Raw genomic sequence first — 25,152 nt, 5'->3', positions numbered from 1 at the left:
GGAGCTGGCGCCGGGATCCTTCTCAAGACAAGTTAGGGGTTACAAAAGGCGCACTGAGCGGGATCTGCCCAGGTCTCTGCCACAGGCTCGGTGTGGGTGTGGGAACAGCGGGAACAGCCATATACCCATGCCTTGGTCACAGGGGTAGGGGCGCCACATTGACCGCAGGGCAGTCCAGAGACCGAGCGGATCTGCCAGTAGCCAGGAGTGCCGCAGGCCGGGCACAGGCTTTGGGCTTTGGCGATTAGGTTTTGGGTGGCGGCTGCGATAACCTGGAGCCGGGTTGGGTTGTGCAGGGCCCGCATGTCGGTTTCCAGATGCAGGCCACCCTGCCGAGCCAGCAGCTCCCCCACCACCTGCTTCAGGGTTGCTTCGTCTTGGATTCCTTTGTGGATAACCTGGGGCTTTTCTGGCTGGTCGAGGGCGATCAGGGCGTGCTGGGGAAAACCCGCCCTTTGGGCAAAGTCCAGCGCTTCTGCCCAGCTCTGCACCCAGCGATGGCTGAAATTGGTTTGGGTGCTCTCTGCATAGCCGACCAGCTCCAAGGGCTCCGCGCCGGGTTCAAAAACCCTGAGCATGACCCACTCCTGATTCCAAGGGATCCAAGGGATCTGGGGGTGGGGGCCAAAGGATCCCTCGCTGGCCAAAACCAAAGAGGCGGGATGAGCTTGGCGGGCTCTCTCAATTTTCAGGCGTAGGGTGTGGATGGGATCCCCTGGTCGGGGCCGCTCCCGCGAGAAGGTGCCCAGTTGGTCGGTGTCAAAAGTTGCTACTTGGATTTGAATCCCCAAATGTTCGGCCAAGAGAGGGCCGATGACCTGCTCTTTGCGATGCATGGTTGCCAAGTAGGCGACCCGACCCTTCCATTGCATAGACTCAGACTTAACCTAGATCTGGCAAACGGATCCCGCAGCTTTGTGGCTCAGGCCAATTGGGGTTACTCAAACCAGGGGACTGGCCTCGAGCGGCAAGCCCAACTGGGCAACAGCCTCGGCCAAGGCCACCTCACGGCTGTCCACAAACCGCTCTGGGGACAGTGGCAGATGCAGGCTTTCTAGGCGCTGCCGGATCCGACCTCTAGCTCCGACAATCCACACCTGTTTGCCCCGATCCAGGGCCTCGCGGATGGCATTTTCCAGGGATAGCGTCGCCGAAACGCCCAGCATCGGCACATCTGATAGATCCACCACCAGCGCTTGGCAGGAGGCCACCGCCTGATGTTGGCGGGAAATGGCTTGGGAAACCCCGAAGATCATCGGCCCGCTCAGGTAAAACAGCAACACCTGCCCGCATCCCTGGCGCAGCAATTCCCTCTCACGGGGAGTGAGATCCACCGCATCATCGGCATCGGTAATGGCTTTCACCTCTTCGGAGTGGATCTCGCTGAGGCGTTGAATGGTGAGCAAGTTGGCCACAAACACTCCCACTCCCACTGCAGCGATGAGATCCACAAACACCGTCATGAACATCACCCCGTACATGATGGCTGCCCCTTTGAGGGAAAGGCGGTGGGCCCGCTTGAGGAAGCTCCAGTCGAGGATATCCACCCCCACCTTAAAGGCGATCCCTGCCAGCACCGCCATTGGGATCCCTTGCGTGAGGGGAGCGGCAAACAGCACCACCATCAGCAGGATTAACGCTCGGGTAATGCCGGCTAGAGGGGTACGTCCGCCCGACTGGATGTTCACCACTGTGCCCATGGTGGCGCCGGCTCCCGGTAAGCCCCCCAGGAAGCCAGAGACAATATTGGCGATCCCCTGCCCGATCAGCTCTTGGTCGGAGTCGTGGCGGGTGCGGGTGAGGTTATCGGCAATGACTGCCGTCAAGAGGGTGTCGATGCAGCCCAGCATCCCCAGCACCACCCCATCCAGCACCAGGTTAGCTAGAGAAGCAAAGGGCAACTGCGGCCACTGCAACTGCGGCAAACCGGTGGGGATGGGGCCAATGCGCCGCAAATCCCAATCGGCCATAAACAAGCTGGCCGCCAGCGTGCCCACGAGCAAAGCCACCAACTGCGGCGGCACCACCCGTCGCCAGGGCTTGGGATAGCCAAAAAGGATAGCAAGCGTCAGCAGCCCCAGCCCCAGCTCTGGCATCTTGAGGTTGAGCAAGTAGGTCGGCAGGTTCTGCACCGCCCCAATCACTCCCCCCTGGCTGGCGTGGCCCAGCAGCGGCGGGATCTGCAGCAAAATCATGATCCAGCCGATCCCGGACATAAAGCCGGAGATAACGCTGTAGGGCATGAGGGTGATGTACTTGCCCAGTTTCAGGGATCCAAACAGGATCTGAAATAAGCCCCCCAGCATCACCACGGTGAAGGCCGGCCCCAGCCCCTGCTCCGGGTAACGAGCTGTAACATTAGCAACCACCGCCGTCATCATCACAGTCATCGGCCCGGTGGGTTCGGAGATGAGCGTGGGCGTACCCCCAAACAGAGCCGCAAAAAAGCCCACACACACTGCTCCGTACAAGCCCGCCACCGGCCCTGCCCCCGAAGCCACCCCAAAGGCCAAGGCCATCGGCAAGGAAACAATCGCTGTCGTCAGCCCGCCGAAGAGATCCCCGCGCCAGTTGTCTAGGCTCAGACGTCGGTGCCAATCCAGAAATCTCTTGCCGCCGGACTGTTGTTCTTTCGCTTGGCTCAGCATGCCCCAAAGCCCTCCACGCTATGGGCAGCCTATCATTGAACGTTACTATAGGGATCACGCTAGATGATAGGTTTTCTTCTATGATTTTCCTCAGGGATCCCTATCTGGATCCCACTCAGAGTGAGGCATGGGGCTCAAGCTGGCAGAGTGGTGTGAAAGTGAGAGTAGTCCACATAGCGATGCCCATTGCTGTCCAGGTGGAGAATATCGGCAAATCGGTGGTTCCAGAGAATCTCATCGGCCAAGTAGGAGTGGCGAGCATGGATGGTTTGGGAAAAGGTGTCGTCGATGCCGGTCAGGGTAATGATCAGCTCCGCTTGGCCCACCTGTAAATCTCGATCCATGAGGCTGTAGGGAGGGCCGCCGATGAACCACCGAGCCTCTCCTACTGGAAGTCAGCCGGCCTTCACAAAGGGCGAATGGTAGACTGGGAATACAAAAGCTTTCTGCTCAATTCAATCACCTTCAGCTTACTAGCGCAGGAGCCCCGCACTGTACCCGTAGGGTCAGTGTCGGGAGGAATGCTACAATAATTCTGCGGACACCAGAAACGGCTGTTTAGGGCACTGGTAACGGTCGATTGGGGCTGCCCGTAAACCAGCCCAGAGGCTCGTGGTTAGTTTACTAACTGCAGGGCTACCGAAAGCCCGCCCCGTACTGCGAAGCAGTCAGGGTCAGGTAGTTTACTCTGCCACGGCCAAGGTTGGCTTCTCGATAAACTTCCATGAACCCACTGCGCCAAGGCCGACTGGGATCCCTCAACGATAACCCAACCCCATGAGCGACAACGAATCGACGGCGCGCATCATCTCCACCGACCTGCAGCGGGAGATGTCGCAGTCCTACCTGGAATACGCCATGAGCGTGATCGTCGGGAGGGCTTTGCCAGATGCGCGGGATGGCCTGAAGCCGGTGCACCGCCGCATTCTCTACGCTATGCACGAGTTGGGCCTGACGGCGGATCGCCCCTTCCGCAAGTGTGCCCGCGTGGTGGGGGATGTGATCGGGAAATACCATCCCCATGGGGATCAGGCCGTCTATGATGCGCTGGTGCGCATGGCTCAAGATTTCTCCATGCGGGAGCGGCTGGTGGATGGGCACGGCAACTTCGGCTCTGTGGACAACGATCCGCCGGCAGCCATGCGCTATACCGAGTGTCGGCTGACTGCCTTTGCCCAAGAAGCCCTGCTCCAAGATATTGACGCCAACACTGTCGATTTTGTCGGCAACTACGACGGATCCCAGCAAGAGCCGCTGGTGCTGCCGGCGCGGATCCCGCAACTGCTCTTAAACGGCTCTTCCGGCATTGCCGTGGGCATGGCCACCAACATCCCGCCTCACAACTTGAGCGAATTGGTGGACGGCCTGATTGCCCTCATCCACAACCCCAACCTGACCAGCCTGGAGTTGATGCAGTGGATCCCCGCCCCTGACTTCCCCACCGGGGCGCTGATCATAGGCCAAGAGGGTATCCGCGAAGCCTACACCACCGGGCGCGGCTCCATCACCCTGCGCGGAGTGGCCAGGGTGGAGACGATCGAGCAGCGGGGCCGACCGGTTCGGGACGCCATCATTATCACCGAACTGCCCTACCAGACCAACAAGGCAGCCATGATTGAGAAGATCGCCGAGCTGGTCAACGAGAAAAAACTGGAAGGCATTGCCGACATCCGCGACGAGAGCGACCGCAGCGGCATGCGGGTGGTGATCGAGCTGAAGCGGGATGCCCAAGCCCAGGTGGTGCTCAACAACCTCTACAAGCAAACCCCCCTGCAGGCCAACTTCGGGGTCAACATGCTGGCCATCCTCAACGGCGAGCCGCGCACCCTGACCCTGCGGGACGCGCTGCAGGCTTTTCTGGATTTTCGGGAAGAGGTGATCGAGCGGCGCACCCGCTACGAGCTGCAAAAAGCCGAAGAGCGGGATCACCTGCTGCAGGGCTATCTCTTGGCTTTGGGGCAGTTGGATCGGGTGATTGCCCTCATTCGGGGAGCCGCCGATACCGCCACAGCCCGAGAGGAATTGCAGGCGGTGTTGGGCCTGAGTGAAGCCCAAGCCGACGGGATCCTGCAGATGCAGCTGCGCCGCCTCACCGCCCTGGAAGCAGAAAAAATCCAGGCCGAGCACGAAGACTTGGTGAGGCAAATTGCCGACCTGCGGGATATTCTGGCCCGCCGAGAACGGGTGATGCAGATCATCAGCGAAGAGCTGCAGCAGCTCAAAGCCCGCTTTGCCAGCCCGCGCCGTTCCCGCCTCTGTTTGGAGGATGGGGAGCTGGGAACGGATGATCTGATCGAAAATCGGGAGACGGTTATCTTTCTAACCGAGCAGGGCTATATCAAGCGCATGGGCCTTGAGGAGTTCCAGGTGCAGGGGCGAGCCACCCGCGGCAAAGCCGGCGCCCGCATCAAAGAAGACGATGCCATCGAACAGTTTTTTGCCTGTCGCAGCCACGACACCGTCCTCTTTTTCACCAATCGAGGCGTAGTCTACACCCTGCCCGCCCACCAGATCCCCCAGGGGAGCCGTACCGCCCGTGGCAGTGCCATCGTTCAGTTGCTGCCGATCACTCGGGAAGAGCGGGTTACGTCCATGGTGCCCGTAAGCAAGTTCAGCGAGGACGAATATCTGGTGATGCTCACCCGCGGCGGCTACATCAAAAAAACGGCCCTCAGCGCCTTTGCCAATGTGCGCTCCAACGGCCTGATCGCCATCTCTCTGGAAGAAAACGACGAACTGCGCTGGGTACGCCGCGCCCGCTCCAGCGACGATGTGGTGATGGCAACCCGCCAAGGCATGTCCATTCGCTTCCGGGCGGATGACGAGCAACTGCGCCCTCTGGGACGGGCCACCCGGGGCGTGCGGGCCATTACCCTCAACGCCGGCGATGACATCGTCAGCATGGATATTATCTCTGCCGAATCGGTGATGGCTGCCGAGCGAGAGGGGGAGAAGCTGGCTAACCCTTGGGTGCTGGTGATCACCAAAGAAGGGCGGGGCAAGCGCTCGGCCATCGACAATTTCCGCCAGCAAAACCGCGGCGGCAAGGGGGTGATCGCCACCAAGTTCCGCCAGGCGTCGGACGAGCTGGCGGCCCTGCGCATCGTCAATGCCGAAGACGAGATCCTGTTGGTAACCGCCAGGGGCATTGTCATGCGCCAGTTGGCCAAGGCCATTCCCACCCAGTCCCGCGAGGCGACCGGGGTGCTGGTGCAGCGCCTGGATCCGGAAGACAGCATTGTGGGAGTTACAGTGGTACCCGCTGCCTTGGTTGCCGAGGAGGAGACCTCAGAAGCCAGCGCTTGATCCCCGGCCGTTACTTAGGTACGGCATTTGCCGCCGCAGAAGGGTGGGATCCCGTACCGGAGAGGGTGAGGATGGGGTGTTACCTTTGGGATAGCCCAAATTCCGGGAACGGCAAAGGCCTGTGGGATCAGGCCGAGCGGCCCGGTTGGGATGGCATCTGCTATGTTTGTGGAGCTGGGTTACTCCATGGCGAGCCCGTTGAACTTCATCCCTGGTTTTGAGGCAGTGCAAACTCCGAGCCCCGACAACCGGCTCTGGCAATACCTGCAATCTCAGGATCCCAGCGTCTTTCAGGATATTGCCCGCAATTCTTCCCCAGAAGTGCTGGAGATCTTGGGCCACAACATCCGCAGCTTGGTGGGGAGCTTGCCCTCCGATCAATTCGGGGTTCAGATCATCACCAACCGCGAGAGCTTGGCCAAAATGCTCTCCGGCGCGATGATGGGCGGCTATTTCCTGCGGGTCATGGAGCAGCGCCTAGCCCTGGAGCAATCTTTGGGCAGTGCCTCCCAGCCTGCCAGCGCGGATCAGCCTTCGCCAGCAGAGGAGGAGGGCTAGGCTTGCAATCCACCTTTTAGCGCCGCCGAGGAGGTTCCATGCTGGATGGGGGTTTCCAGGCAAAGGGATCCCAGTTCAGCAGCCCACCGCGGCGGATTTTGGTTTGCCCGGATAGTTTTAAGGGATCCCTAACAGCCACGGCGGCGGCAGAGAGCATGGCCCGCGGGATCCAACAGGTGCTGCCGGAGGCCGAGGTGGAGCGGCTCCCCTTGGCCGATGGGGGAGAGGGCACCCTAGAGGTATTGCTGCCGACGCTGGGGGGAGAGAAAAAGGGTCTGTGGGTCACCGGCCCCCTGGGGGATCCCGTGTGGGCGGAATATGGGGTGGCGGGAGAGCTGGCCCTGTTGGAGCTGGCCCAGGTGGCCGGCCTGACCTTGGTGCCACCGGAGCGGCGGGATCCCACCCGCACCACCACCTACGGCCTGGGGGAGCTGCTGCGGGCTGTTTGCCGCGATCCCATCGCTGAGATCTGGATAGGACTGGGGGGATCCGCCACCGTGGATGGAGGGGCGGGCATGGCGCAGGCCTTAGGCTATCGCCTGTTGGATGGAGCTGGAGATCCCATCGGCTGGGGTGGGGCGGAGCTGGCCCGGCTGGCGCGCATCGAGCCCCCCGAACAGCCTGTTTGGCAGGGGAAACGGGTCCGCGGCCTCTGCGATGTGCAAAACCCCCTCACTGGCCCGTTGGGAGCCGCCGCCGTCTTTGCCCCCCAGAAGGGCGCCACCCCTTCCCAGGTGCAGCAGTTGGAGCAGGCGCTGCAGCAGTGGGCTCAAGTGGTGGAGCGAGATTTGGGCCAGGCCGTGGCCGGGATCCCGGGGGCCGGAGCCGCAGGCGGCTTAGGAGCAGGTCTGGTGGCTTTTTTGGAGGCCACTCTGGAGTCCGGGATCCAGCTCTTGGCGCGGCAATTGGCCCTGCCGGAGCGCATCCGCCGCTGCCATCTGGTCGTCACCGGAGAGGGCTGCCTCGACGAACAAAGCACGATGGGAAAGGTGGTGGGGGCCGTGCTGGAGCAGGCTATCCAAGCCCAAAAACCCCTGCTCATCCTCTGTGGCCAGGTGACTCCGGCAGCGCGCGCTGGGTTGGCAGCCCAGCCTCTTCCCCTTCGGGTTGGCGCCCTGTGCGACCGGATCCCCGATGTGGCAGAAGCCCAACGGCAGGCCGGCCATCACCTGGAGCAGATGACGGCCCAGGAGCTGAGAGATTTTCTGGAGCAGGATGCGGGGATTGGCCGGTTATAATGGCTTAAATCATCGTGTTTCGTAGGACATCATGGCCAGTATCGAGTTCTCCCCCGGCATCCAAGAGGTGCCCACCCAGGTGCGAGTGCTGAAATCCAAGACCGGCAACCGGGGATCCGCGATTTTCCGCTTCGAGGATCTAAAATCCGATACGCAAAACATCCTCGGCATGCGGATGATCGATGAGGAAGGGGAGCTGACCACCCGCAACATCAGGGCCAAGTTCCTGAACGGGGAATTCAAAGCCCTGGAAGTGACCTACGACATGGAAACCGAGGCAGAGTGGGATCGCTTCCTGCGCTTTATGGAGCGCTTTTCGGCGGCCAACCAGATGGGCATGGCCTAGTTGACGCCTTTCCCGCCTCAGCTTTTGGATTTTTTGCTCCTTTTGCCGGATCTGCGCTTGGCTTGAGGTTGGCCGGGATCGGATCCCTGGCCCTCTTCAACTGAGGGCTGCCCTAGCGGGGGCCGTCGCTTGTGCCAGTCGGTGCTTTGCTCGTAGGCATAGGCCACGCGGAGCACCTTGCTCTCCTGTAGGGCGTTGCCCACAATTTGCAGGCCAATGGGCAGGCCATCGGCAAACCCGCAGGGCAGGCTCAATCCCGGCAATCCCGCCAGGTTCACCGGGATCGTCATCAGGTCGCACAGGTACATGCTGAGGGGATCCTCCCGCTCGCCGAGCTTGAAGGCTGGGGTGGGGGTGGTGGGGCTGACCAGCACATCCACCTTCTCGAAAGCCTTGAGGAAGTCCTGCTTGATGAGGGTGCGCACCTTCTGAGCCTTGAGGTAGTAGGCGTCGTAGTACCCCGAGGAGAGGGCATAGGTGCCGATCATGATGCGCCGCTTGACTTCTGGCCCAAAGCCGTGGGCGCGGGTCTTGCCATACATGGCCAGCAGCGAGTCGGCAGGTTCCCGCAGGCCGTATTTCACCCCGTCGTAGCGGGCCAAATTGGCAGAGGCTTCCGAAGGGGCGATGATGTAGTAGGTGGCCAGGCCATAGCGAAAACTGGGGCAGTCGATCTCCAGGATCTCGGCCCCCAGCTCCTGCAGATGTTGAATGGCCGCTTGCACGGCAGCGCGGGTCTCCTCGCCGCATCCTTCCCCCAGCAAGTCGCGGATTACCCCGATTTTGAACCCCTTGATGTCCGGGATCAGAGCCTGGCTATAGTCCGGGATATCCACCTTCAGGCTGGTGGAGTCCATCGGGTCATGGCCGGCGATCCCCTGCAGCAGCAAGGCCACATCCTCCACCGTGCGCCCAAACGGCCCCACCTGATCCAAAGACGAAGCAAAGGCCACCAGCCCGTAGCGAGACACCAGCCCGTAGGTGGGCTTGAGGCCCACCACCCCACAAAAAGCTGCCGGTTGGCGGATGGATCCCCCCGTATCCGAGCCCAGAGCCACCACCGCTTGGTCGGCAGCCACCGCCGCCGCCGATCCCCCAGAGGATCCCCCTGGCACCCGCGTCAGATCCCAGGGATTGGCGGTGCGCTGAAAGGCGGAGTTTTCCGTGGAGCTGCCCATGGCAAACTCGTCTAGGTTGGTCTTGCCCACCGTCACCATGCCCGCAGCCGCCAGCCGCGCCGTCACTGTTGACTCGTAGGGGGGAATGAACCCCTCCAGCATCCGGGAAGCGCAGGTGGTGCGGATCCCTTGGGTGCAGAGGTTGTCTTTCACGGCAAGCGGGATCCCGGCCAAAGGGCCAATCTCTTCCCCGGCCCGAATGCGGGCGTCCACCGCCCTGGCCTGTTGCAGAGCCAGTTCCTCGGTCACAGTAATAAAGCTCTTGAGCTGCGGCTCCAGTTGGGCCAGGCGCTCCAGGTACTCGCGGGCGATCTCTTCGGCAGAGCGCTCTTTGGTTACCAACTGGCTGTGTAGGGCGCGAATCACAGACATAGGCAAACTCGCAGGGAATGGCAAACGCCGATGAGGCCAGACCAAGTTCCCTCTAGACTAATCCAGATGGGATCCCTTCCCAACCCTAACTCCCTAAAGATCTCGTGGATCCCCCTCTCTTGCTAGGAGAGGATCTAGGGATGATCACATCAGCAGCGCCGAGCGCCTGGGCTGTTGGCAGTCAACGCCGTTCCAAAAAGTCGCGGCGCAGATCCCGAATCTCCTGCCGCATCTCCCGCATCTCTTGGGCCATCTCGTCAGTGCGCCGTTCCAAAGCTTCGGTGCGGCGCTCCACAGCTTCCGTGCGCCGTTCAATGGCTCGGGTGCGCTCGTCAAAGCGATCCAGCGCCTCCCGGAAAAACTGCGCCAGCATCGCCTGCCCTTCCCGCAGCTCTTGGATCAAAACCTGCTGGTTTTGCTGGGCAGCTTGCAACTCCTGGACGGCCCGAATCAGCCACTGCTCTTGCTCAGGTGTCATGGTTACCAAGGCGCTACAGAACAAGGAAATCCTACCACCCTAAATCTCCTCCTGGGAGAAGGATCCGGGGATGGTTACACTAGCAACGCAGAGCGCTTGAGCCCAAGCTACCGCCGTTCCAAAAAATCGCGGCGCAGATCCCGAATCTCTTGCCGGATCTCTCTCATCTCCTCCGCCATCTGGTCGGTGCGCCGTTCCAGTGCTTCTGTGCGGCGTTCGATGGCCCGAGTACGCTCGTCAAACCGATCCATTGACTCGCGAAAGAACTGCGCCAGCATCGCCTGTCCCTCCCGCAGCTCTTGAATCAAAACCTGCTGGTTTTGCTGGACAAGACGCAGCTCCTGCTGGGCAGCTTGCAATTCTTTTTGGGAGGCTTGCAACTCTTGGATGGCTTGAATCAGCCACTGTTCTTGCTCGGGCGTCATGGTTACTGAAACACTACAGAATAAGGAAATCCTACCACCACTAACTCTTCTCTCCTCCTGGGAGAGGGATCGGGGGCAAGGGATCCAAATCCAAAACCTCAATGGAGAGTAGGGAACTCGAATCCCTGACCTCTGCGGTGCGATCGCAGCGCTCTACCAACTGAGCTAACTCCCCGTAGCTTTACCAGAATAACCCGAATCCGCAGCCAAGATCTCCCCCGCCTGCAACTCCAGCTTGGGAAAGACCTTTGAGGATACCGGATCGGATCCCTTCAGCTCCAGCACATCGTACCAGCCTTCATGAAGCAGCAGCAGGCTCACCTTCTCCTCCAAGGGATCCACAACCCAATACTCGCCGATCCCCAAAACGCAATACTCTGCTTGCTTGGCCCGGTAGTCTGCTGCCCGGCTCGACTCACTCACCACCTCCACCACCAGCAGCAGCGGCGGCTCCTCCAGGCGAATCAACGCCTCTCTGGATCCCATCTCCTGCCATTGCTCCAAAGGCAGCACCACCACATCCGGGATCCGCACCGTATCCCACCGGTGGCTGCCCCGCGGCGACTGGATCCCTGGGCTCCCCTGTATCGCTGTCCAGGGCAACTTCTGCCGCGCAATCTCTGCCTCGAAAACTCGGCTGAGAAAGTTTTGAATCTGCACATGCCGTCCGGTTGGAAGAGCCATGGGCACCAACTCCCCTGCCACCAGCTCATAGCGGGTATCACTGCCATCCGAATAAGCAAGGTATTCCGCCAAACTCAGGCGAGCTCTTGATGGTGCAGAAACGGATCCCATTGCCAAAGCCATAAACCGTCTCGGCCAAAAGTCTCTTTGCTGCCATACTAGCCTTGTCATCTCGCACAACCCCTCTCTTCCTCTGGGAGCAGGGCTGTGAGCGCTTGGGCCAGGGTTGGATGGAAGCTAACGCCGTTCCAGAAAATCGCGGCGCAGATCCCGAATCTCTTGCCGGATCTCCCTCATCTCTTCCGCCATCTGGTCGGTGCGCCGTTCCAGTGCTTCTGTGCGCCGTTCCACAGCTTCCGTGCGCCGTTCAATAGCCCGGGTGCGCTCATCAAACCGATCCATTGACTCGCGAAAAAACTGGGCCAGCATCGCCTGTCCTTCCCGCAGCTCTTGAATCAAAACCTGCTGGTTTTGTTGGACAAGGCGCAGCTCCTGCTGAGCGGCCTGCAATTCTCTTTGGGAGGCTTGCAATTCTCTCTGGGAGGCTTGTAGCTCCTGGATGGCTTGAATCAGCCACTGCTCTTGCTCAGGGGTCATGGTTGCTGAAGCACTACAGAATAAGGAAATCCTACCACTGCCAATTCTCCTCTCCCTCTGGGTGAGGGCCTCAGCAGCGCGGAGCGCTCGAAAACCCCCTTGGGCCACCCAAAACAAAAACCCCTCTCTCTTTGGAAGAGGGGCTGGGGTTGAGGACGGAAATTCAAGCTCGATCAGTAAAGGGCTTCTTCTTGGTGGGTGATGATGGTGCAGTCGGAAGTAGGGTAAGCCACACAGGTCAGCACATAGCCCTGCTCGATCTGATCATCATCCAGGAAGGACTGATCGCTTTGATCCACCGTGCCGCTCACCAGCTTGCCGGCACAGGTCGAACAGGCACCGGCGCGGCAGGAATAGGGCAGCTCGATCCCTTGCTCTTCTGCCACGTCCAAAATGTATTCGTCATCCGGCACATCGATGGTGACGTTTAAGCCTTGCTCCTCGTTGATCAGAGTGACCTTGTAGGTAGCCATCCTGGTTGGGTCTCCAGAAAAAACATCCACTCCTCATCCTGCCACCCTTCTGCCCCGGATCAAGCATCCTTTTGTGAGGAAATAGGCAAATCTTCCGGTTTTTTCCAGGTGGATCCGCAAAAGCCATGCCGGGCAAGGATTCTGACTGCTCTTCCGGTGGCTCCACCTGCTTTGCTCCCAGAAGCCGCCACCCGACTCCTTCCCGGGACCCTGCCCGGTGTCTGTGACCCACGTCACCTTTGATCTTGTCCAGAAAAAATCGGCAGTACTTGCCAAAGCGGGCTAATGGGCTTGTATGATAAGCAGAGTAAACAGACGAGCCGCTTATCCAAGCGCGTGTGCGTCTTTCCTCGATTGGCTCTTTCCTACGGCCTGGCTTGCCCTGGGCGAGTTGATCGGGTAAGTTAAGGGAAGTGTTCAGCCGAACCCCACTTTTTTGGTTAAGAGGAGAACAATGAACGGAACAATGCACAAGTGGCTCCTGAAGTCACTCGGGTCTCTGTCTCTGGCTTCCACAGTGGTGCTGCTGCCCCTGCTGCTCACCGGCTGCGGTGAAAGCAGCACCGGCACCGTCACACCCGTACCGCCGCCGCCCCCACCACCCCCACCGGCTCCCCCGGCTCCGCCGCCACCACCTCCCACGCCGACTCCCACTCCCACACCCGTAGGCCGCGTCATCAGCATCAGCCCTGCGGATGGCACCACCAACGTTTCTATCACCACCAGCATTGTTATTCGCTTCAGCGAGCCGGTGCGCGAGGCTCCCTTCACTCAGGCCTTGAGCATCACCTCGGTGGCGCCGCAAGCGGGAGTTGTGCCGGCTCGCGACTTGGCCTTCAATGCCGACCGCACTCAGGTCACCATCACCTTCCGCACGCCGCTCACCAACGATGCCGTGTACCGGGTTGTCATCTCGCGGGCAGTGCCGGACTTGTTTGCTTCCGGGCGCAGTCTGCCGGAAGACTTTGTGGCCACCTTCACCACCGGTGCTGTGGCAGCTCCGGAGGGTCCCATCAGCCTGCTGCCCACTCAACTGGCCGCCATCACGCCAGGTGGACAGATTTTCTCCAGCCCAGTTGTTATTCCGGTAGGTTATGGCATCCGCCGCGCTGGAGCAGCTGAGAACCTGCCGGTGGGGGTTTACGACGACTATCGGGCGGTGCTGTCCTTCCCGATTCCGGCCAGCATTCCGGGCAATGCGGTGGTGCAGGCAGCGCAGTTGACGCTGGTGCAGTTGCCCTCCTTCAACTCGGCCACCATTCCTGGTTTTGGCGACCGGGGGCTGGGCTTCTTCTTCCTGGATCCGACGCCCCACAACCTGCCGGCCAACAATGTGGTGTTCCAGGAAGTGACCTTGGGTGCGCCCAACAACGTGGTGTCCAGCGACTTCTTTGCGCCGGCTTCCACGCCCACCTTTGTTGCCCTGAGCATCAATGGCAACGTGTTGGGCAACGATGTATCGGCGGGGCCGCGTACGGCGGATGTGCGACCTGGGGTGCAGCGGGCGGTGTCGGCGCCAGGCCCGCGCTTCTACCAGGTGCGGCTGCAGTGTGCCCGTGAGGTGTGGAACAACCAGGCTACTCCGGCCTTTGTTTCGGTGCTGGCCACGGCGAGCGCAAGCGTCAGTGTGGCTGCTCCCACCGCTTCGGAAAGTGGTACTCTTGGGCCGGCCATTCTGACAGGAACGCTTCAAGTCACGGCTAATGCTACTGCGGCTGCCACTGACGTAACTGCGCAAGTTGCCGCTACTGCCGTGGCCACTGCAACGCTTGACGTTGCCGGAGCCACCACGCAAGTTGTGTTTGGCCCATTTACTGCAACGGTAAGCGTTTCTAACGCTCTGCCGGGTGGGGGCACTGTTTCTGCAAGTGTTTCTCTTGCTTTTGGCTCCTTCACCCAGAGCGCTCAGCTTCCGTCCGCTCAAGTAATTCAAAACTTTAATGCCGGTTTCCTCTCAGGTATTGCCGCTGGTACGTTTCCAGTACCCAAGCTTACTACCGGTTCTTTGGCAACAGGTGCCACCTTTACCGTTCCCTTCGGTCCTCTGGTCGCTCCAGCTGGCTTTGTGGCGCCGACGGCCTCTGTAAGGGCAAGTGCTTCGGTGACGGCTTCGGTTTCGTTCAACGTGGCCAGCTCTGTCCGCTATGAAGTGAGCCAGGGGGCTACGGGCACCTGCCGCGCCGAGTTCGACCGGGAGCCGGCCACGGGTACGGGTGCTGGCCCTATCACCACCGCTCGCGGGCCGCGGCTGGACATCACCTTCACCATCCCGCGGTAGTCCATACACTCTATCTGGCTTTAGGGCTGGGTCTGTTGACTTTTAGGCGGCAGACGTTCAGATGGAAAAGGTGGGTGGGTCTTAAGTGCCTACCCACTTTTCTAGGCTGTTAAGCCTACCAAAGGCAGGTGAAGCACTATTCGTTTGATAGAATTGTCTAAGTTGAGACTCAGGGATATGGGAACCGAAATTCAAAAGCTCCTTAAGCAAGCATTTGGCCATCATCAGTCGGGCGAGTGGGATCAGGCCGAGGAATGCTACCTAGAAATCTTAAAGCTAGAACCCAACCATCTTGATGCTACTCAGTATTTGGGTATACTGGCCTACCAACAACAACAGTATGTCAAATCTATAGAATACTTAGAACGGTGTATAGGTCTTGGTCAAAGGTCGGCATCGTTGTATGTCAACTTAGGTGCAGTCTACGAGAAGCTAGATCAGCTAGAAAAGGCCCTAGAATGCTACCGACAAGCTACCCAAATAGATCCAGAAAGTCTCAACGCAAACTTTAACTTAGGTCTGGCTCTAATTCAACTCGAGCAGTGGGAAGAAGCCCAGGAAGCCTTTCTAAAAGTTTTAGAGTTGAACCCTCAAGAGTATGAGGCAGCTTATTTTCTTGGGCAAGTCTTGCTGAAGTTAGGTCAGGTCAATAGTGCCATCAGCATCCTAAAAAAAGCAGTAAAGGACAAGCCGGATTACGTTGAGGCTCATCTTCAGTTGATTGATGCCCTCTCTTTAGCTGGAAACAAAGAAGAGGCAATTCAACACGCGAGACAAGCAGAACCGCAATTTCCGGCTAGTGCTGATTTACAGCTTAAGCTAGGTTTATTGCTGGCAGAGTCGATGCAGTATGAAGATGCGATTGTTGCCCTAGAGAAAGCCTTGATGATCAAGTCTTCTGCTGTTATTCATCTAAATCTTGGGAAAATCTATGGCGAAATTGGTCAAGAAGATAAGGAAATAGCGCACTACAAAAAAGCTATAGCAATCAATCCAACCTATGCGAAAGCCTACAATAACTTGGGGGCGGCACTAAGCCGAAAGATACGACACCAAACTGCAACAGAGATAGCTGCACAGGAACTAAGCTTGGGAGGTAAAAAAGATCTTGAAAGTCAATGCCAAATTATTCAAGCTGCAAGAGACTGCTTTCAGATTGCTATTTCTCTAGATTCGGAATACGCTGAAGCTCATCACAACCTAGGTATTCTCTACAGGGCAGAAAAGCGGCTAGATCTAGCCAGATATCATATATGCCTTGCTATTGAGATCAACCCAGAAGAATCAGATTACTGGCACAGCTTAGGATGCTGCTACTTAGACTTGGCCATAGCCGACAAGGCAGTTAGATGTTTTGAGCGAGCGATCGGCTTAGATCCAACATCTGCTCGAGCATATAACAACTTGGGTCTTGCTCATCGACTACTGCAAAATAGAGAGGAAGCAGAGTTCGCTTTTCACAGAGCTGCAGAGCTTTCGCCGGACTTTGCAGAAGTCTATTGCAATATCGGAGTCAGACTCTTCGAGCAGAAAAAGTACGATGATGCTCTGGAGCACTTCCAGGAAGCGATAAGACTTAAGCCTGAGCTAGCCGATGCCTATTTTTACAAGGGCTTAACCCTTAGCAAGCAATCCCGGACTCAAGACGCGATAGATAGTTATTTGCTAGCTATCGAGAGGAAGCCAAACTTTGCTGTTGCATATCAGAATTTGGGTGGTGCTTATCTAGAGCAATGCAGACTGGACGAAGCTCTAGAGAACTACAGGAAGGCCCTGGAAGTTGCTCCTGGCTTCGCAGGTGCAATGTCGAATATCCTAATGGCTTCACATTATTCTGAGAAGTTTGACCCTGTGGAAACATTTATAGAGCATCAAAAGTGGGGTATTTCCTACCAAAGCCAGTATCAAAGCCACTGGAGACCTTATGCAAACTCGCGAACTACCCAGCGTCCCCTCAAGATTGGCTATCTATCGGGTGATTTTCGATTGCACTCGGTACATTTTTTCATGAGCTCAATCTACGATTGCCACAACCAGGAAAAATTCCAAATCTACTGCTACTCAAATGTTGATCAACCTGACACAGTAACTGAGCAGCTCTCCAAATGGTCAACGGGATGGCGAGATATTCACAAGCTAAGTGACGAGAAAGCTGCAAAGTTAATCAGAGAAGATCAGATTGATATTCTAGTGGATCTAAGTGGCCATACCGGCGGCACAAGAGTACACTTAATGGCTTTGCGTCCGGCCCCTGTACAAGTTACGTACCTTGGCTACCCCGACACCACAGGTATGACCGTCGTGGACTACAGGATAACAGATAGTTTTGCCGATCCTTATGATGTAACCGATAGTCTGCACACAGAGAAATTGATAAGGATGCCTCATAGCTTTCTTTGTTACAAGCCCTCTCGTGAGGCACCGGAGATTGTGGATCCTCCTGTGGTTAGAAACGGCTTTATCACGTTTGGATGCTGCAACAACCCTTCCAAGATCACTCCCAGAGTCATTAAGTTATGGGCAGATGTATTGAAGGCAGTGCCCCATTCAGTTCTGCACCTGAAAAATCAGCGATATAGAGATGAAAGCACCCGTAAACTCTTTTTGGAAAGAATTGGAAGACACGGCATTCCAGACGAGAGAGTCAAGCTAGAATATGATAGACAGGGCTTTGCCGAGCATTACGCAGCCTATGGAGAAGTGGATATTGCTCTGGATCCCTTCCCTTACAACGGAACAACGACAACCTGCGAAACATTATGGATGGGAGTTCCGGTAATCACTCTGGAAGGTCTAGCACATGTTTCCAGAGTTGGAGTATCTATCTTGAGAACAGTGGACTTGCCGGAATTAATCGCACAGACGGAGCAAGACTACATTCGCATTGCCTCAAGGCTGTCTGAAGACATAGATCTTTTGGTCTGGATAAGGAGAACCATGCGGGAGCGACTCTCGCAATCACCACTTCTTAACGGCAAAACTTTTACAGCTTTCTTAGAGAAGGCTTACATCCTAATGTGGGAACAGTATTGCCAAGATAGAAAAGCTAGAATTAGGTTTACAGACTTGCCGTTCAAGTTTCGCAAGCACCCAAACTTAGCTCAACTCAGAAAGTAAGTTAGCTAGTAGGAGCAGACGACGAAAATGCTTAATCTACACATCGGTGGTAAAGAACCACATCCTGACTGGAAAATACTTAATATTTCGCCCTCTCCTGAGGTTGACTATGTTGCAAACGCAATAGATCTCAGTATGTTTGAGAACGAGAGCGTAGATCAAATATATGCCTCTCATGTTCTTGAGCATCTTAGTTGTCAAGAAGCAGGTGTGGCCTTAACAGAGTGGTATCGAGTCCTCAAGAAAGGAGGAAAGTTATTTGTTTCTGTACCTAATCTAAAGACGCTGTCCAAGCTTATACTAAGAGATGATCTCTTGTACGACGAATTGATACGTGTTATTAGCATGATTTACGGCGGTCAAATTGACCAGTATGACTTCCATAAATACGGCTATACCATTGAAAACCTGACTCACCTGCTTAAGACCGTTGGTTTTGGCTTTATCATTCAAGTAGACCAATTTGGCATGTTTAGAGATGCAAGCACAATTGTCTACTGCAACGAACTTATCAGCCTAAATGTAATTGCCCACAAAGAGTGAGGGGAACCATGTCTGAGCTGTCCATAGCCTCTGTTTTGGGAACCTCAATGCCTCGGATTAAAGTAATTGCCGTAGGGGCATCTGATCTTGGAGCTCCTGAGATATATGCCGAAATCATTCGGAAGGACTATGGAGAGTTAATTGGATTCGAGCCTGATCCTGAGGCTTACAACCGCTTAATTGAGAGAATTCGACAAGGTGATGGCAGTTCTAACGTCTTATACCTTCCTATGACGGTTGGCGATGGTTCTGAATCCAACCTTTACCTGACCAACAGCGGAATGACATCCTCTCTGTTTAGACCCAATTATCATCTGTTGGAAAAGTTTCACGATCTAGCTGAACTTTACCAAGTTGTCTCAGAGAAGAAAGTAAAGACTGTTCGATTGGATGATTTGGAAGAAGTCTCAGACGCTGACTGGCTTGTTATGGATACTCAAGGCAGTGAGCTAAATATTATTCGCGGAGCTAGCCGTCTCCTAGAGGAGAGCATTGTAGTAGTTCAAACTGAGGTTCTATTTATCCCTCACTACATCGGCCAGCCGTTGTTCTCTGATATAGATATCGCTCTGAGAGAATGCGGCTTTCTAATTCATAGCTTAACCGGGATTTCCTGTCCACTTATGAAGTCATTTCCGAAGAGCCTTACGTCTTTGCGCACTCAGGCATCTTGGACAGACTTTATTTATGCAAAAGACTTTATGCGATTGGGAGAGCTGACATCAAGAAAGCGGCTAGCGCTTGCCACGATCCTCCATGAGGTCTATCGTTCTTATGACTTATGCTCTCACGTTCTCAGAACTCATGATGAGATAGAAGGTACTTCATTTTACGACATCTACATTTCAAGGCTCTAGGATCTTAGACTTCTTGCCTTTGATTTGAGGAAAGACCACATTCGCTTAGCGGCCTGTTCCCAGGTCATGCTTTTCGTATAATCTAATCCTCGTGAGAGTATGGTATTTCTATACCTTGTATCTCTTAGCTGATCAATAGTCTGCGATATGACATGCGGCTGCATGGATATCTCAATCCAAGGGTCAGTTTCTGTAGGCTGCCTTAATTGATGATCTTCAGATTCTCTCAAGATAATGACCGGGCAACCGCATCTCATTGCCTCGAAAGCGTAATTGCCCATTCCAAGTTCAGGTTCAATCTCAAACAATCCAACAGCTCCTGTGTAAAGCAGTGGTAAATCATCAGAACAAAGCCTAAGGTTATGGATTCGAGATCGAATTGGCTTGGATAAATCCATAACAGATTCTAGTGGCACATCAACTTTACTTCCATCAACTGATAGGTAAACAAGCTCAGGGACTTGTCCAGATACTAATTCGCTTACACTATCCAAGAGAGCAAATAGAGCTATCTTTCTTCGTTCCCCCGTTCCCGCTCTAAAAATGATATAGGGACGAGTTAGGTCTTTTTCTTCCCGAAACTTTCTTACCTTTAGAGGGGGCGATGGCATCAAGTCACTGTGCAGACCTGGGTAGATAACCTCAATATCTTCACTAGAAATACCTGGATATTTCCTCATTAAATCTGATGACACCCGCTTGGAAGGACATATAAATGCCGATGCAGCCAAAATGGTATTATGTTTCTCCTGTGCTGCTAAGCTTGGTAAGAACTCTTGAACTTCGTCCATACTATAAACCATAGCTACGCTTGAGGTTTTGAGGGGATACGTATACAAAGTTGAGATAAAAATGGATGCATTGACTTGATCACAGGCACTTTGCAGACCTATATGATCAGACTCAGCATTCTCATAGCTGTAATCAGGGATTAGGGCTACAACAGTGTCGCCTGGAAAACCTATACGTTGGCTTTCTCTCACTAAGACTATAAAGTCTCGAGTATATCCAAGCCTTACCCACTCACCTATGACGTTGCACCAGAAACTTGTAATAGAGGGTGGAGTCTCTAAATTAGGCTGTAGGGCAACACCATCAACAACGATCATTGCTTTTCCTCAACCAGATCCCAAAGTAAAGAAGACAGGCTTGGATCAAAGTAAAGAAGACAGGCTTGGATCAAGCTCTTTGGAGGGGAATGAGCCTTCTTCTAAGATACCCTCTCTCTTAAGGTTCACGTAGCGAGCTTCCGGCACCGCCACTAAGTTTACAGTCGAGAGGTTGCGAGCTTGTTTGCGAGCCATTGATAACTCATTCAAAGCGGGGTTATATGCAAAGAAAGTATATCCTAGCTCTGATAAGTAAGAAGAAACTTCTCGTGATGCAGATCCTAAATCACCTTTTGCCTCTACTTGAATGATGGGGCTACAACTCTTTATGAGTTCTCGGCCACCTCGTATAACGTCAAAGGAGTCGGTAAAAACATCCACCTTGATCATATCAACTGAGGGGCATTCCAGAGAGCGCCACCATTCGTCTAGTGTAACTTTTTGAACGGTTTTTACAGGATGAGTTATTCCAACTAGACTTTTTACTACTCGATTACACGCGCTATTATCACTTTCTAGGAAGTATGCCTTTCCTGACTCACTATCCAGCGCACAAGGGATTACTGTAACTTGTGGTAGCTGATTCATGTTTGCATTGTGTTTCAGTATTTCCACACAAGCCTGAGTCGGCTCAAATGCAACTACCTTTCCTTCAGAACCTACTGCCTGAGCCGCAACAAGAGTGTATGAACCTACGTTTGCCCCCACATCTATAAATGTCATTCCCGGTTTTAGGTAAGACTTGACAAAGTCAATCTCCGCCTCAAACCATCTTCCTTGGGCCAAATGACAATGGGTAACGACCGAATCCAGACTGCCTTCCAGACTCATGATGTGGTTTTCATATGGCACATCAATAACTTCTATTGAGTTCTTTTGACTTGATAGCTTTGGATTATCCGTTTTTCCTCGAAAGAAACTCACAGATACTTGAAAGCAAGCCTCAGTCCACTTTCTAATGGCTTTTGTGGTTGCTTGGGCTTGATTTTGCCTCAGGTAATGTATACCTTCGACCTGCAAACCTCTGGATAATCCAAGACCTACGACTGCTTGGGCTTGTAAATCCTTTGGGTAAATGGCTGCGGCAATGCGCCAGAAGGGCATCGCCTGAGGTTGGTAGCATAATGCTATCCTTTCAGCTATCCAACGAGCTAGGTAGTACAGGTACTGATCTACAGACGGAAGAGCCAGACCAAAATCGTCTTCTAGCTGAAAGTAGGGAGAATCAATCCGCCATGCTAGTTCGTAACCTTCTGTGTTGGGAGGGGGAATATCTCTCCACTTCTCTGGGTCTAGCTCTAGCTGGTTCAGAAGCTTTACTGCTTCTTCCATAACAGTGAAAGAGACCCCTAGAACCCAAAGCGAATGGAGTCTATTTAATAAGCAAGGCAGATGATTTGGTTCAACGTCAGCGCCTTGGTTCCAGTAGTAAAGCGCTACTGACCAAGCATTTCTTCTTTCCTTGGACGTGGGAGCTGTCGCCGCTATGCGAATTTGATTAATCCCAAGGGTGTTCCAGGTTGAGCCTGTTTCGAAAGATGTAGCTACCATTCTCTATACCTAGATTTAACTCAGAGTCTGGACAGGATTAGACCACCTAAAATAGGTACCGGTAAGAGCTCTTGACTTCGCCATCTAATCACCTTAATCATTGCTGAGCAGGCTCAAATTTTTCTTGATCCAAAACCTATGTCTGGGGAAATCTTCATTACATAAGAACTGTGCCGGAACTATTCCGAATGAGTATCATCTTTGAACATATAAACTCACCACTCTCACCAACATGAGGGAACCGCAGCCACAGTCTTTCCGAGGACCACTAAATGCTATCATAGTTTTCATCCTGTAGGATCCCGTTAGAGAGTCAGCTTGGGTAAGTCTAGGTTAAGTATTGTGTAGGAAGCACTGCGCAAAGTTGGAGGCTCCCTTGTCTGCCCGTTGTCTGTGGAGTTGTCTGGCCAGGTTTTGGCAGGTTGGGTATCTCTTCAGCCGCATCTCAGAGCTCAAGCTGTATAATTCGCCTTTGCCTTCTCAGCTAACATCTGTCGAACTTGCCCTGAGGCAGTGCATTTTGCGAGGTTACACTCATGTCGCGATACATCAGTACCTATGCTCTCATCTTTACCTTGGGCAGTGTAATCGCCTGCACACAGGCAGCTCCTGTGCAAGCTCCTGACCAGGTGGTGAAAACGTTTATCGCAGCCACCGAGAAGGGGGACTGGGGCACGGCAGACAGCTACCTGACGGAGCGCTTCAGCAATGCCCTCCGGCCGGGATCCCTGCCTTCGATTTGGGGCACGGTGGGGGAGAACGTGCAGGTGCGCAACCAAGAGGTGACCGGGAAGACGGCCTATGTCTGGGTGGAGGGCACCGACTCGCTGGAGGATGCGGCCCAGCGCCTGGGGCTGGATCCCTTGACGTTGCGCAAGTATTTGACCCAGCCGGATCTGGCGGATCCGACCTATCAGCAGTTGGCCCCTCAGTTGGTGGGTCTGCGCCTGGAGGGAGAGACGGTAACCTCCCGCGTCAAGATCACCCTCTACCAGCAAGATCGCGGCTGGCGAATTGAAGTGTGGCAGCCGGATAAGCCACCTGCTGCTTCGGGATCCCAGTCGGAAAACCCAGAAGAGACAGAAGCAGCGGATCCCGGTGAAAATTCTGCATCTCCAACCGAGAACCCCTAGGACTGTTACCTGCAGGGAGATTGGGGAGGGTGTGGATGTGAGAGCGTGGTTTTTCCTGGTGCTGGCTTTGCTGCCTCTGGGGGGCTGTTGGCAGGCCAAAACGGCTGAAGAAACGCTGCGGGAGTTTGTCCAGGCGGCCAATGCCCGCGATTTTGCCACCGCAGAAGCCCTGCTCACTCCGCGGCTGCTAAAAGGGATCCCTCCGGGGGCCTTGGATCAATCGTGGCCCTCAGCGGAGGAGTTTACCCTCACCCCCATTCAAGCGGTGGGCAATACGGCCATTTTCCGGGTGGAGGCAATCCTGAAGCCAGAAGCGGTGGTGCCAACTTTGCGTTTCCAGTTCACTGCCGAGGAGCTGCAACGATTTTTAACAGAGCCGGATCGGGAGGATCCCCGGTTTCGCCCTTTTCGCTCTCAGTTGGGCTTCTACGAGCCTTTGCCGGAGGGTCGGCTGCGCGCAGTTATGGAGGTTACCCTCTATCGCCAGGCTCAAGGGTGGCGGGTGGAGTTGGCTCGGCTGCAGCCTTTAAATACAGAGGTTCTCTACGAGCCAATCAAGTTAGCGGAAGAAGCACAGCCTTTCCAACTAACTGGGACGGTGCGGCTGCTCAACCGCAAGGAGGGCTGGATTGGGGTCAACTTGGAAAAAGTCAGCCCCAGCTTGGATCGCTACGCGGGCACGTGGGTCTCGGTGGTTCCTGCTGAGGATGTTCAAGTGACCCGCCTTGGCCGCTCTGCCAGCTGGCTGGATCTGCTCCCGGGAGATGTGGTGGAAATGGAAGGCACCGTTCGGTTCGCCGTCAACGTCGATGCGGAAGGGGGGATCCCAGCAGCCATTCGGGCCGAGCAAATCAGGGTACTCAAAGCAGACTCAAAAGCAGACTCAGAGGGATCCGGATCCCAGCCTTAGGTGGGACAGCTCCTGAGGGAGCAAGTCCTGTTAACGCAGGGGCGAGTGCAACAGCACCACCAGCCGCTCTTCCAGGAACTTGAGATTGGCCACCACTTGGTTAAAGGCCTCTTCGGGGGTCCAATCCATGAGATCTAGCGCCTTGGCCGCCAGGGCCTGTACAGGAACAGGCTCTTCTCCAAAAACATCGATCAACCAGCGCACCGAGAAGGGATCGATGGTGATGTTGCCCTCGGAGCCGGGCCAGCCGTTGATATTGACCGGGCCATTGTCGCGGATGGCATTCTCAAAGGCAGCCTTGGCGTTGAGCCTCAGCAGCAGAGGATGCGCCTGTACCAAGCCATTTCTCCATTCCTCGCTGCTGAAGGGTTGAGGAGAAGTCGCCCCGGTGGGGTGGCCACACCAGAAGTCGATCAGGCGGGTCAGGTTAGGAAAGATTAACTCGATGAAGTGCAGCAGCTCCTCCTGGCTGAGCTTTTTGATTTGCCGCAGGGCGTAGGGAACGGGCTTGGTGAGGACCCGCTCCAGCTTCCACTGCTGCCAATTGACCATACTGATGAACTCCAGCCCGGCCTGGCGGAGCATCTCAAAGACCTGAGGTACGGTAAAGCCTTTGTCGCTGCGCAGCAGGAAGTTGGCCAGGATCCCATTGGTGGTTTTGATGGCATCCCCCTGCCAGTGGCTTTTGACGAAGCTGCCCTCGTGGAGGGCATCCATCAGCTCCCTGAGGATGGGAACGGCTTTGGCAGCCGGCTCATCCATCACCCCCAGCAGCTCCATGGCATCCTGCATGTTGAAAATAAACTGGCGCTGGTAAAGGCTGTGGACATTGGTGCGGATGATGCCGTCCGGTTTGAGGACTTGGCGCATGCCTTTCAGCCCCGCCACCGGATCGTCCAGCAGGTAGAGCACGTCGTTGCAGGCGATGAAATCGAATTGCTCCCCCAAGGCTTGCAGGTCGGTGATGTCCATCACCTCGAAGCGCACGTCTGGAATCTGGTGAAACTCAAAGCGCTGCCGGGCCATTTTCAGGGATTCTGCCGAGATGTCCACCCCGACGAAGGTGGCACCCGGATTGGCCGTGGCCAGCACAAGGGTTTCCCAGCCGGAGCCACAGCCGGCGTTGAGCATCACTTTGCCCTCGGGTTTGACCACCTTGCGGTTGCGGCGATAGTAAGCGGTGGTGAGGCTGTTGGCAAAAAGCGCGAAGTTATCCGTAACCGTCTGCTCAATCGGGACATTCGGGTAGGGAAATTCGTCAAACTGCGCCTGAACCAAGCGGGACGTCGATTGCTCCGGCATAGGGATCCCTGCCTCTGTAGGACTGATTAGGATTCTAAAGCGATTCCAG

Annotated in this window: 22 protein-coding genes and 1 tRNA gene; 10 read left to right on the top strand and 13 right to left on the bottom strand. The window is 55.5% G+C overall.

Annotated elements, in window-relative coordinates; genetic code table 11:
- Positions 1-32: 32 nt before the first annotated feature.
- From ACVWY9_RS01025 to ACVWY9_RS01015, 3 genes are all read right to left on the bottom strand, one after another.
- Positions 33-872 (bottom strand): DUF6671 family protein, encoded by an 840-nt coding sequence (locus ACVWY9_RS01025; protein ID WP_457387245.1) that lies wholly within the window; start codon positions 870-872, stop codon positions 33-35.
- A gap of 69 nt (positions 873-941) precedes the next feature.
- Positions 942-2,648 carry a SulP family inorganic anion transporter gene (locus ACVWY9_RS01020; protein ID WP_457387244.1) on the bottom strand — a complete coding sequence of 569 codons (1,707 nt, stop codon included), beginning with the start codon at positions 2,646-2,648 and terminating at the stop codon, positions 942-944.
- A gap of 134 nt (positions 2,649-2,782) precedes the next feature.
- The gene (locus ACVWY9_RS01015; protein WP_457387301.1) at positions 2,783-3,016 is read right to left on the bottom strand and encodes a hypothetical protein; all 234 of its coding nucleotides are present in this window, start codon (positions 3,014-3,016) and stop codon (positions 2,783-2,785) included.
- 409 nt (positions 3,017-3,425) lie between these two features.
- Here ACVWY9_RS01015 and gyrA point away from each other — a divergent pair, with 409 nt between their 5' ends.
- The 4 genes from gyrA to psb28 all read left to right on the top strand — a co-directional run bounded on the left by gyrA (position 3,426) and on the right by psb28 (position 8,096).
- On the top strand, positions 3,426-5,954 hold the full coding sequence (gyrA, locus tag ACVWY9_RS01010) for a DNA gyrase subunit A (RefSeq protein ID WP_457387243.1): 2,529 nt from the start codon (positions 3,426-3,428) through the stop codon (positions 5,952-5,954).
- Between the two features lie 186 nt (positions 5,955-6,140).
- Positions 6,141-6,512, top strand: coding sequence for a DUF760 domain-containing protein (locus tag ACVWY9_RS01005; protein WP_011433215.1), 372 nt, complete (start codon positions 6,141-6,143; stop codon positions 6,510-6,512).
- A gap of 38 nt (positions 6,513-6,550) precedes the next feature.
- Positions 6,551-7,750, top strand: a complete 1,200-nt coding sequence (locus ACVWY9_RS01000) for a glycerate kinase family protein (protein ID WP_457387242.1) — start codon at positions 6,551-6,553, stop codon at positions 7,748-7,750.
- Positions 7,751-7,781: 31 nt separating this feature from the next.
- Positions 7,782-8,096: a photosystem II reaction center protein Psb28 gene (gene psb28, locus ACVWY9_RS00995; protein ID WP_011433213.1), complete on the top strand. Its 315-nt coding sequence runs from the start codon at positions 7,782-7,784 to the stop codon at positions 8,094-8,096.
- 17 nt (positions 8,097-8,113) lie between these two features.
- Here psb28 and gatA read toward each other — a convergent pair whose 3' ends face one another.
- From gatA to ACVWY9_RS00960, 7 genes are all read right to left on the bottom strand, one after another.
- Complete coding sequence (gene gatA, locus ACVWY9_RS00990) at positions 8,114-9,646, bottom strand: Asp-tRNA(Asn)/Glu-tRNA(Gln) amidotransferase subunit GatA (RefSeq protein WP_457387241.1); 1,533 nt, start codon at positions 9,644-9,646, stop codon at positions 8,114-8,116.
- 181 nt (positions 9,647-9,827) lie between these two features.
- Positions 9,828-10,124, bottom strand: coding sequence for a hypothetical protein (locus ACVWY9_RS00985; protein ID WP_414342514.1), 297 nt, complete (start codon positions 10,122-10,124; stop codon positions 9,828-9,830).
- A 107-nt stretch (positions 10,125-10,231) separates the two neighbouring features.
- On the bottom strand, positions 10,232-10,549 hold the full coding sequence (locus tag ACVWY9_RS00980; protein ID WP_457387240.1) for a hypothetical protein: 318 nt from the start codon (positions 10,547-10,549) through the stop codon (positions 10,232-10,234).
- Positions 10,550-10,651: 102 nt separating this feature from the next.
- A tRNA-Ala gene (locus ACVWY9_RS00975) sits at positions 10,652-10,724 on the bottom strand.
- Positions 10,715-11,404 (bottom strand): Uma2 family endonuclease, encoded by a 690-nt coding sequence (locus tag ACVWY9_RS00970; protein ID WP_457387239.1) that lies wholly within the window; start codon positions 11,402-11,404, stop codon positions 10,715-10,717. Before ACVWY9_RS00970 ends, ACVWY9_RS00975 begins: the two co-directional genes overlap by 10 nt.
- Before the next feature lie 66 nt (positions 11,405-11,470).
- Positions 11,471-11,830, bottom strand: coding sequence for a hypothetical protein (locus tag ACVWY9_RS00965; protein WP_457387238.1), 360 nt, complete (start codon positions 11,828-11,830; stop codon positions 11,471-11,473).
- Between the two features lie 173 nt (positions 11,831-12,003).
- Positions 12,004-12,303 (bottom strand): ferredoxin, encoded by a 300-nt coding sequence (locus tag ACVWY9_RS00960; protein ID WP_011433206.1) that lies wholly within the window; start codon positions 12,301-12,303, stop codon positions 12,004-12,006.
- Between the two features lie 454 nt (positions 12,304-12,757).
- On the opposite strand from ACVWY9_RS00960, the gene ACVWY9_RS00955 reads away from it, so the two are divergent.
- The 4 genes from ACVWY9_RS00955 to ACVWY9_RS00940 all read left to right on the top strand — a co-directional run bounded on the left by ACVWY9_RS00955 (position 12,758) and on the right by ACVWY9_RS00940 (position 19,098).
- On the top strand, positions 12,758-14,581 hold the full coding sequence (locus ACVWY9_RS00955; protein ID WP_457387237.1) for an Ig-like domain-containing protein: 1,824 nt from the start codon (positions 12,758-12,760) through the stop codon (positions 14,579-14,581).
- 177 nt (positions 14,582-14,758) lie between these two features.
- Positions 14,759-17,698 carry a tetratricopeptide repeat protein gene (locus ACVWY9_RS00950; protein WP_457387236.1) on the top strand — a complete coding sequence of 980 codons (2,940 nt, stop codon included), beginning with the start codon at positions 14,759-14,761 and terminating at the stop codon, positions 17,696-17,698.
- A gap of 27 nt (positions 17,699-17,725) precedes the next feature.
- Positions 17,726-18,241: a class I SAM-dependent methyltransferase gene (locus tag ACVWY9_RS00945; protein WP_457387235.1), complete on the top strand. Its 516-nt coding sequence runs from the start codon at positions 17,726-17,728 to the stop codon at positions 18,239-18,241.
- Between the two features lie 8 nt (positions 18,242-18,249).
- A complete protein-coding gene (locus ACVWY9_RS00940; RefSeq protein ID WP_457387234.1) occupies positions 18,250-19,098 on the top strand; it encodes an FkbM family methyltransferase in 849 nt (282 codons plus the stop codon).
- On the opposite strand, the gene ACVWY9_RS00935 is transcribed toward ACVWY9_RS00940, so the two are convergent.
- Entirely contained in the window at positions 19,095-20,207 is a 1,113-nt protein-coding gene (locus ACVWY9_RS00935; RefSeq protein ID WP_457387233.1) for a hypothetical protein, read from the bottom strand. The genes ACVWY9_RS00940 and ACVWY9_RS00935 overlap by 4 nt on opposite strands.
- Positions 20,208-20,252: 45 nt before the next feature.
- Positions 20,253-21,758 carry an FkbM family methyltransferase gene (locus ACVWY9_RS00930; RefSeq protein WP_457387232.1) on the bottom strand — a complete coding sequence of 502 codons (1,506 nt, stop codon included), beginning with the start codon at positions 21,756-21,758 and terminating at the stop codon, positions 20,253-20,255.
- Between the two features lie 536 nt (positions 21,759-22,294).
- Here ACVWY9_RS00930 and ACVWY9_RS00925 point away from each other — a divergent pair.
- Positions 22,295-22,891 carry a hypothetical protein gene (locus tag ACVWY9_RS00925; protein WP_457387231.1) on the top strand — a complete coding sequence of 199 codons (597 nt, stop codon included), beginning with the start codon at positions 22,295-22,297 and terminating at the stop codon, positions 22,889-22,891.
- A gap of 31 nt (positions 22,892-22,922) precedes the next feature.
- Positions 22,923-23,801 carry a hypothetical protein gene (locus ACVWY9_RS00920; RefSeq protein WP_457387230.1) on the top strand — a complete coding sequence of 293 codons (879 nt, stop codon included), beginning with the start codon at positions 22,923-22,925 and terminating at the stop codon, positions 23,799-23,801.
- Between the two features lie 30 nt (positions 23,802-23,831).
- On the opposite strand, the gene ACVWY9_RS00915 is transcribed toward ACVWY9_RS00920, so the two are convergent.
- Positions 23,832-25,103, bottom strand: coding sequence for a class I SAM-dependent methyltransferase (locus tag ACVWY9_RS00915; RefSeq protein WP_457387229.1), 1,272 nt, complete (start codon positions 25,101-25,103; stop codon positions 23,832-23,834).
- Positions 25,104-25,152: the final 49 nt, after the last annotated feature.

Source organism: Thermostichus sp. OS-CIW-31 (assembly GCF_054060305.1).
The sequence above is the reverse complement of the archived record's forward strand: the minus strand, read 5'-3'. Positions and strand labels throughout refer to the sequence as shown.

What these genes read in the sequence shown, in the direction of transcription:
- ACVWY9_RS00970 (WP_457387239.1), bottom strand. Translation starts at nt 11,404, where the DNA reads ATGACAAGGCTAGTATGGCAGCAAAGAGACTTTTGGCCGAGACGGTTT.
- ACVWY9_RS00950 (WP_457387236.1), top strand. Translation starts at nt 14,759, where the DNA reads ATGGGAACCGAAATTCAAAAGCTCCTTAAGCAAGCATTTGGCCATCAT.
- ACVWY9_RS00930 (WP_457387232.1), bottom strand. Translation starts at nt 21,758, where the DNA reads ATGGTAGCTACATCTTTCGAAACAGGCTCAACCTGGAACACCCTTGGG.
- ACVWY9_RS01020 (WP_457387244.1), bottom strand. Translation starts at nt 2,648, where the DNA reads ATGCTGAGCCAAGCGAAAGAACAACAGTCCGGCGGCAAGAGATTTCTG.
- ACVWY9_RS01005 (WP_011433215.1), top strand. Translation starts at nt 6,141, where the DNA reads ATGGCGAGCCCGTTGAACTTCATCCCTGGTTTTGAGGCAGTGCAAACT.
- ACVWY9_RS00945 (WP_457387235.1), top strand. Translation starts at nt 17,726, where the DNA reads ATGCTTAATCTACACATCGGTGGTAAAGAACCACATCCTGACTGGAAA.
- ACVWY9_RS00925 (WP_457387231.1), top strand. Translation starts at nt 22,295, where the DNA reads ATGTCGCGATACATCAGTACCTATGCTCTCATCTTTACCTTGGGCAGT.
- ACVWY9_RS00980 (WP_457387240.1), bottom strand. Translation starts at nt 10,549, where the DNA reads ATGACGCCCGAGCAAGAACAGTGGCTGATTCAAGCCATCCAAGAGTTG.
- ACVWY9_RS01000 (WP_457387242.1), top strand. Translation starts at nt 6,551, where the DNA reads ATGCTGGATGGGGGTTTCCAGGCAAAGGGATCCCAGTTCAGCAGCCCA.
- ACVWY9_RS00965 (WP_457387238.1), bottom strand. Translation starts at nt 11,830, where the DNA reads ATGACCCCTGAGCAAGAGCAGTGGCTGATTCAAGCCATCCAGGAGCTA.
- ACVWY9_RS00940 (WP_457387234.1), top strand. Translation starts at nt 18,250, where the DNA reads ATGTCTGAGCTGTCCATAGCCTCTGTTTTGGGAACCTCAATGCCTCGG.
- ACVWY9_RS00915 (WP_457387229.1), bottom strand. Translation starts at nt 25,103, where the DNA reads ATGCCGGAGCAATCGACGTCCCGCTTGGTTCAGGCGCAGTTTGACGAA.
- ACVWY9_RS00955 (WP_457387237.1), top strand. Translation starts at nt 12,758, where the DNA reads ATGAACGGAACAATGCACAAGTGGCTCCTGAAGTCACTCGGGTCTCTG.
- ACVWY9_RS00935 (WP_457387233.1), bottom strand. Translation starts at nt 20,207, where the DNA reads ATGATCGTTGTTGATGGTGTTGCCCTACAGCCTAATTTAGAGACTCCA.
- psb28 (WP_011433213.1), top strand. Translation starts at nt 7,782, where the DNA reads ATGGCCAGTATCGAGTTCTCCCCCGGCATCCAAGAGGTGCCCACCCAG.
- gatA (WP_457387241.1), bottom strand. Translation starts at nt 9,646, where the DNA reads ATGTCTGTGATTCGCGCCCTACACAGCCAGTTGGTAACCAAAGAGCGC.
- ACVWY9_RS00960 (WP_011433206.1), bottom strand. Translation starts at nt 12,303, where the DNA reads ATGGCTACCTACAAGGTCACTCTGATCAACGAGGAGCAAGGCTTAAAC.
- ACVWY9_RS01025 (WP_457387245.1), bottom strand. Translation starts at nt 872, where the DNA reads ATGCAATGGAAGGGTCGGGTCGCCTACTTGGCAACCATGCATCGCAAA.
- gyrA (WP_457387243.1), top strand. Translation starts at nt 3,426, where the DNA reads ATGAGCGACAACGAATCGACGGCGCGCATCATCTCCACCGACCTGCAG.
- ACVWY9_RS00985 (WP_414342514.1), bottom strand. Translation starts at nt 10,124, where the DNA reads ATGACACCTGAGCAAGAGCAGTGGCTGATTCGGGCCGTCCAGGAGTTG.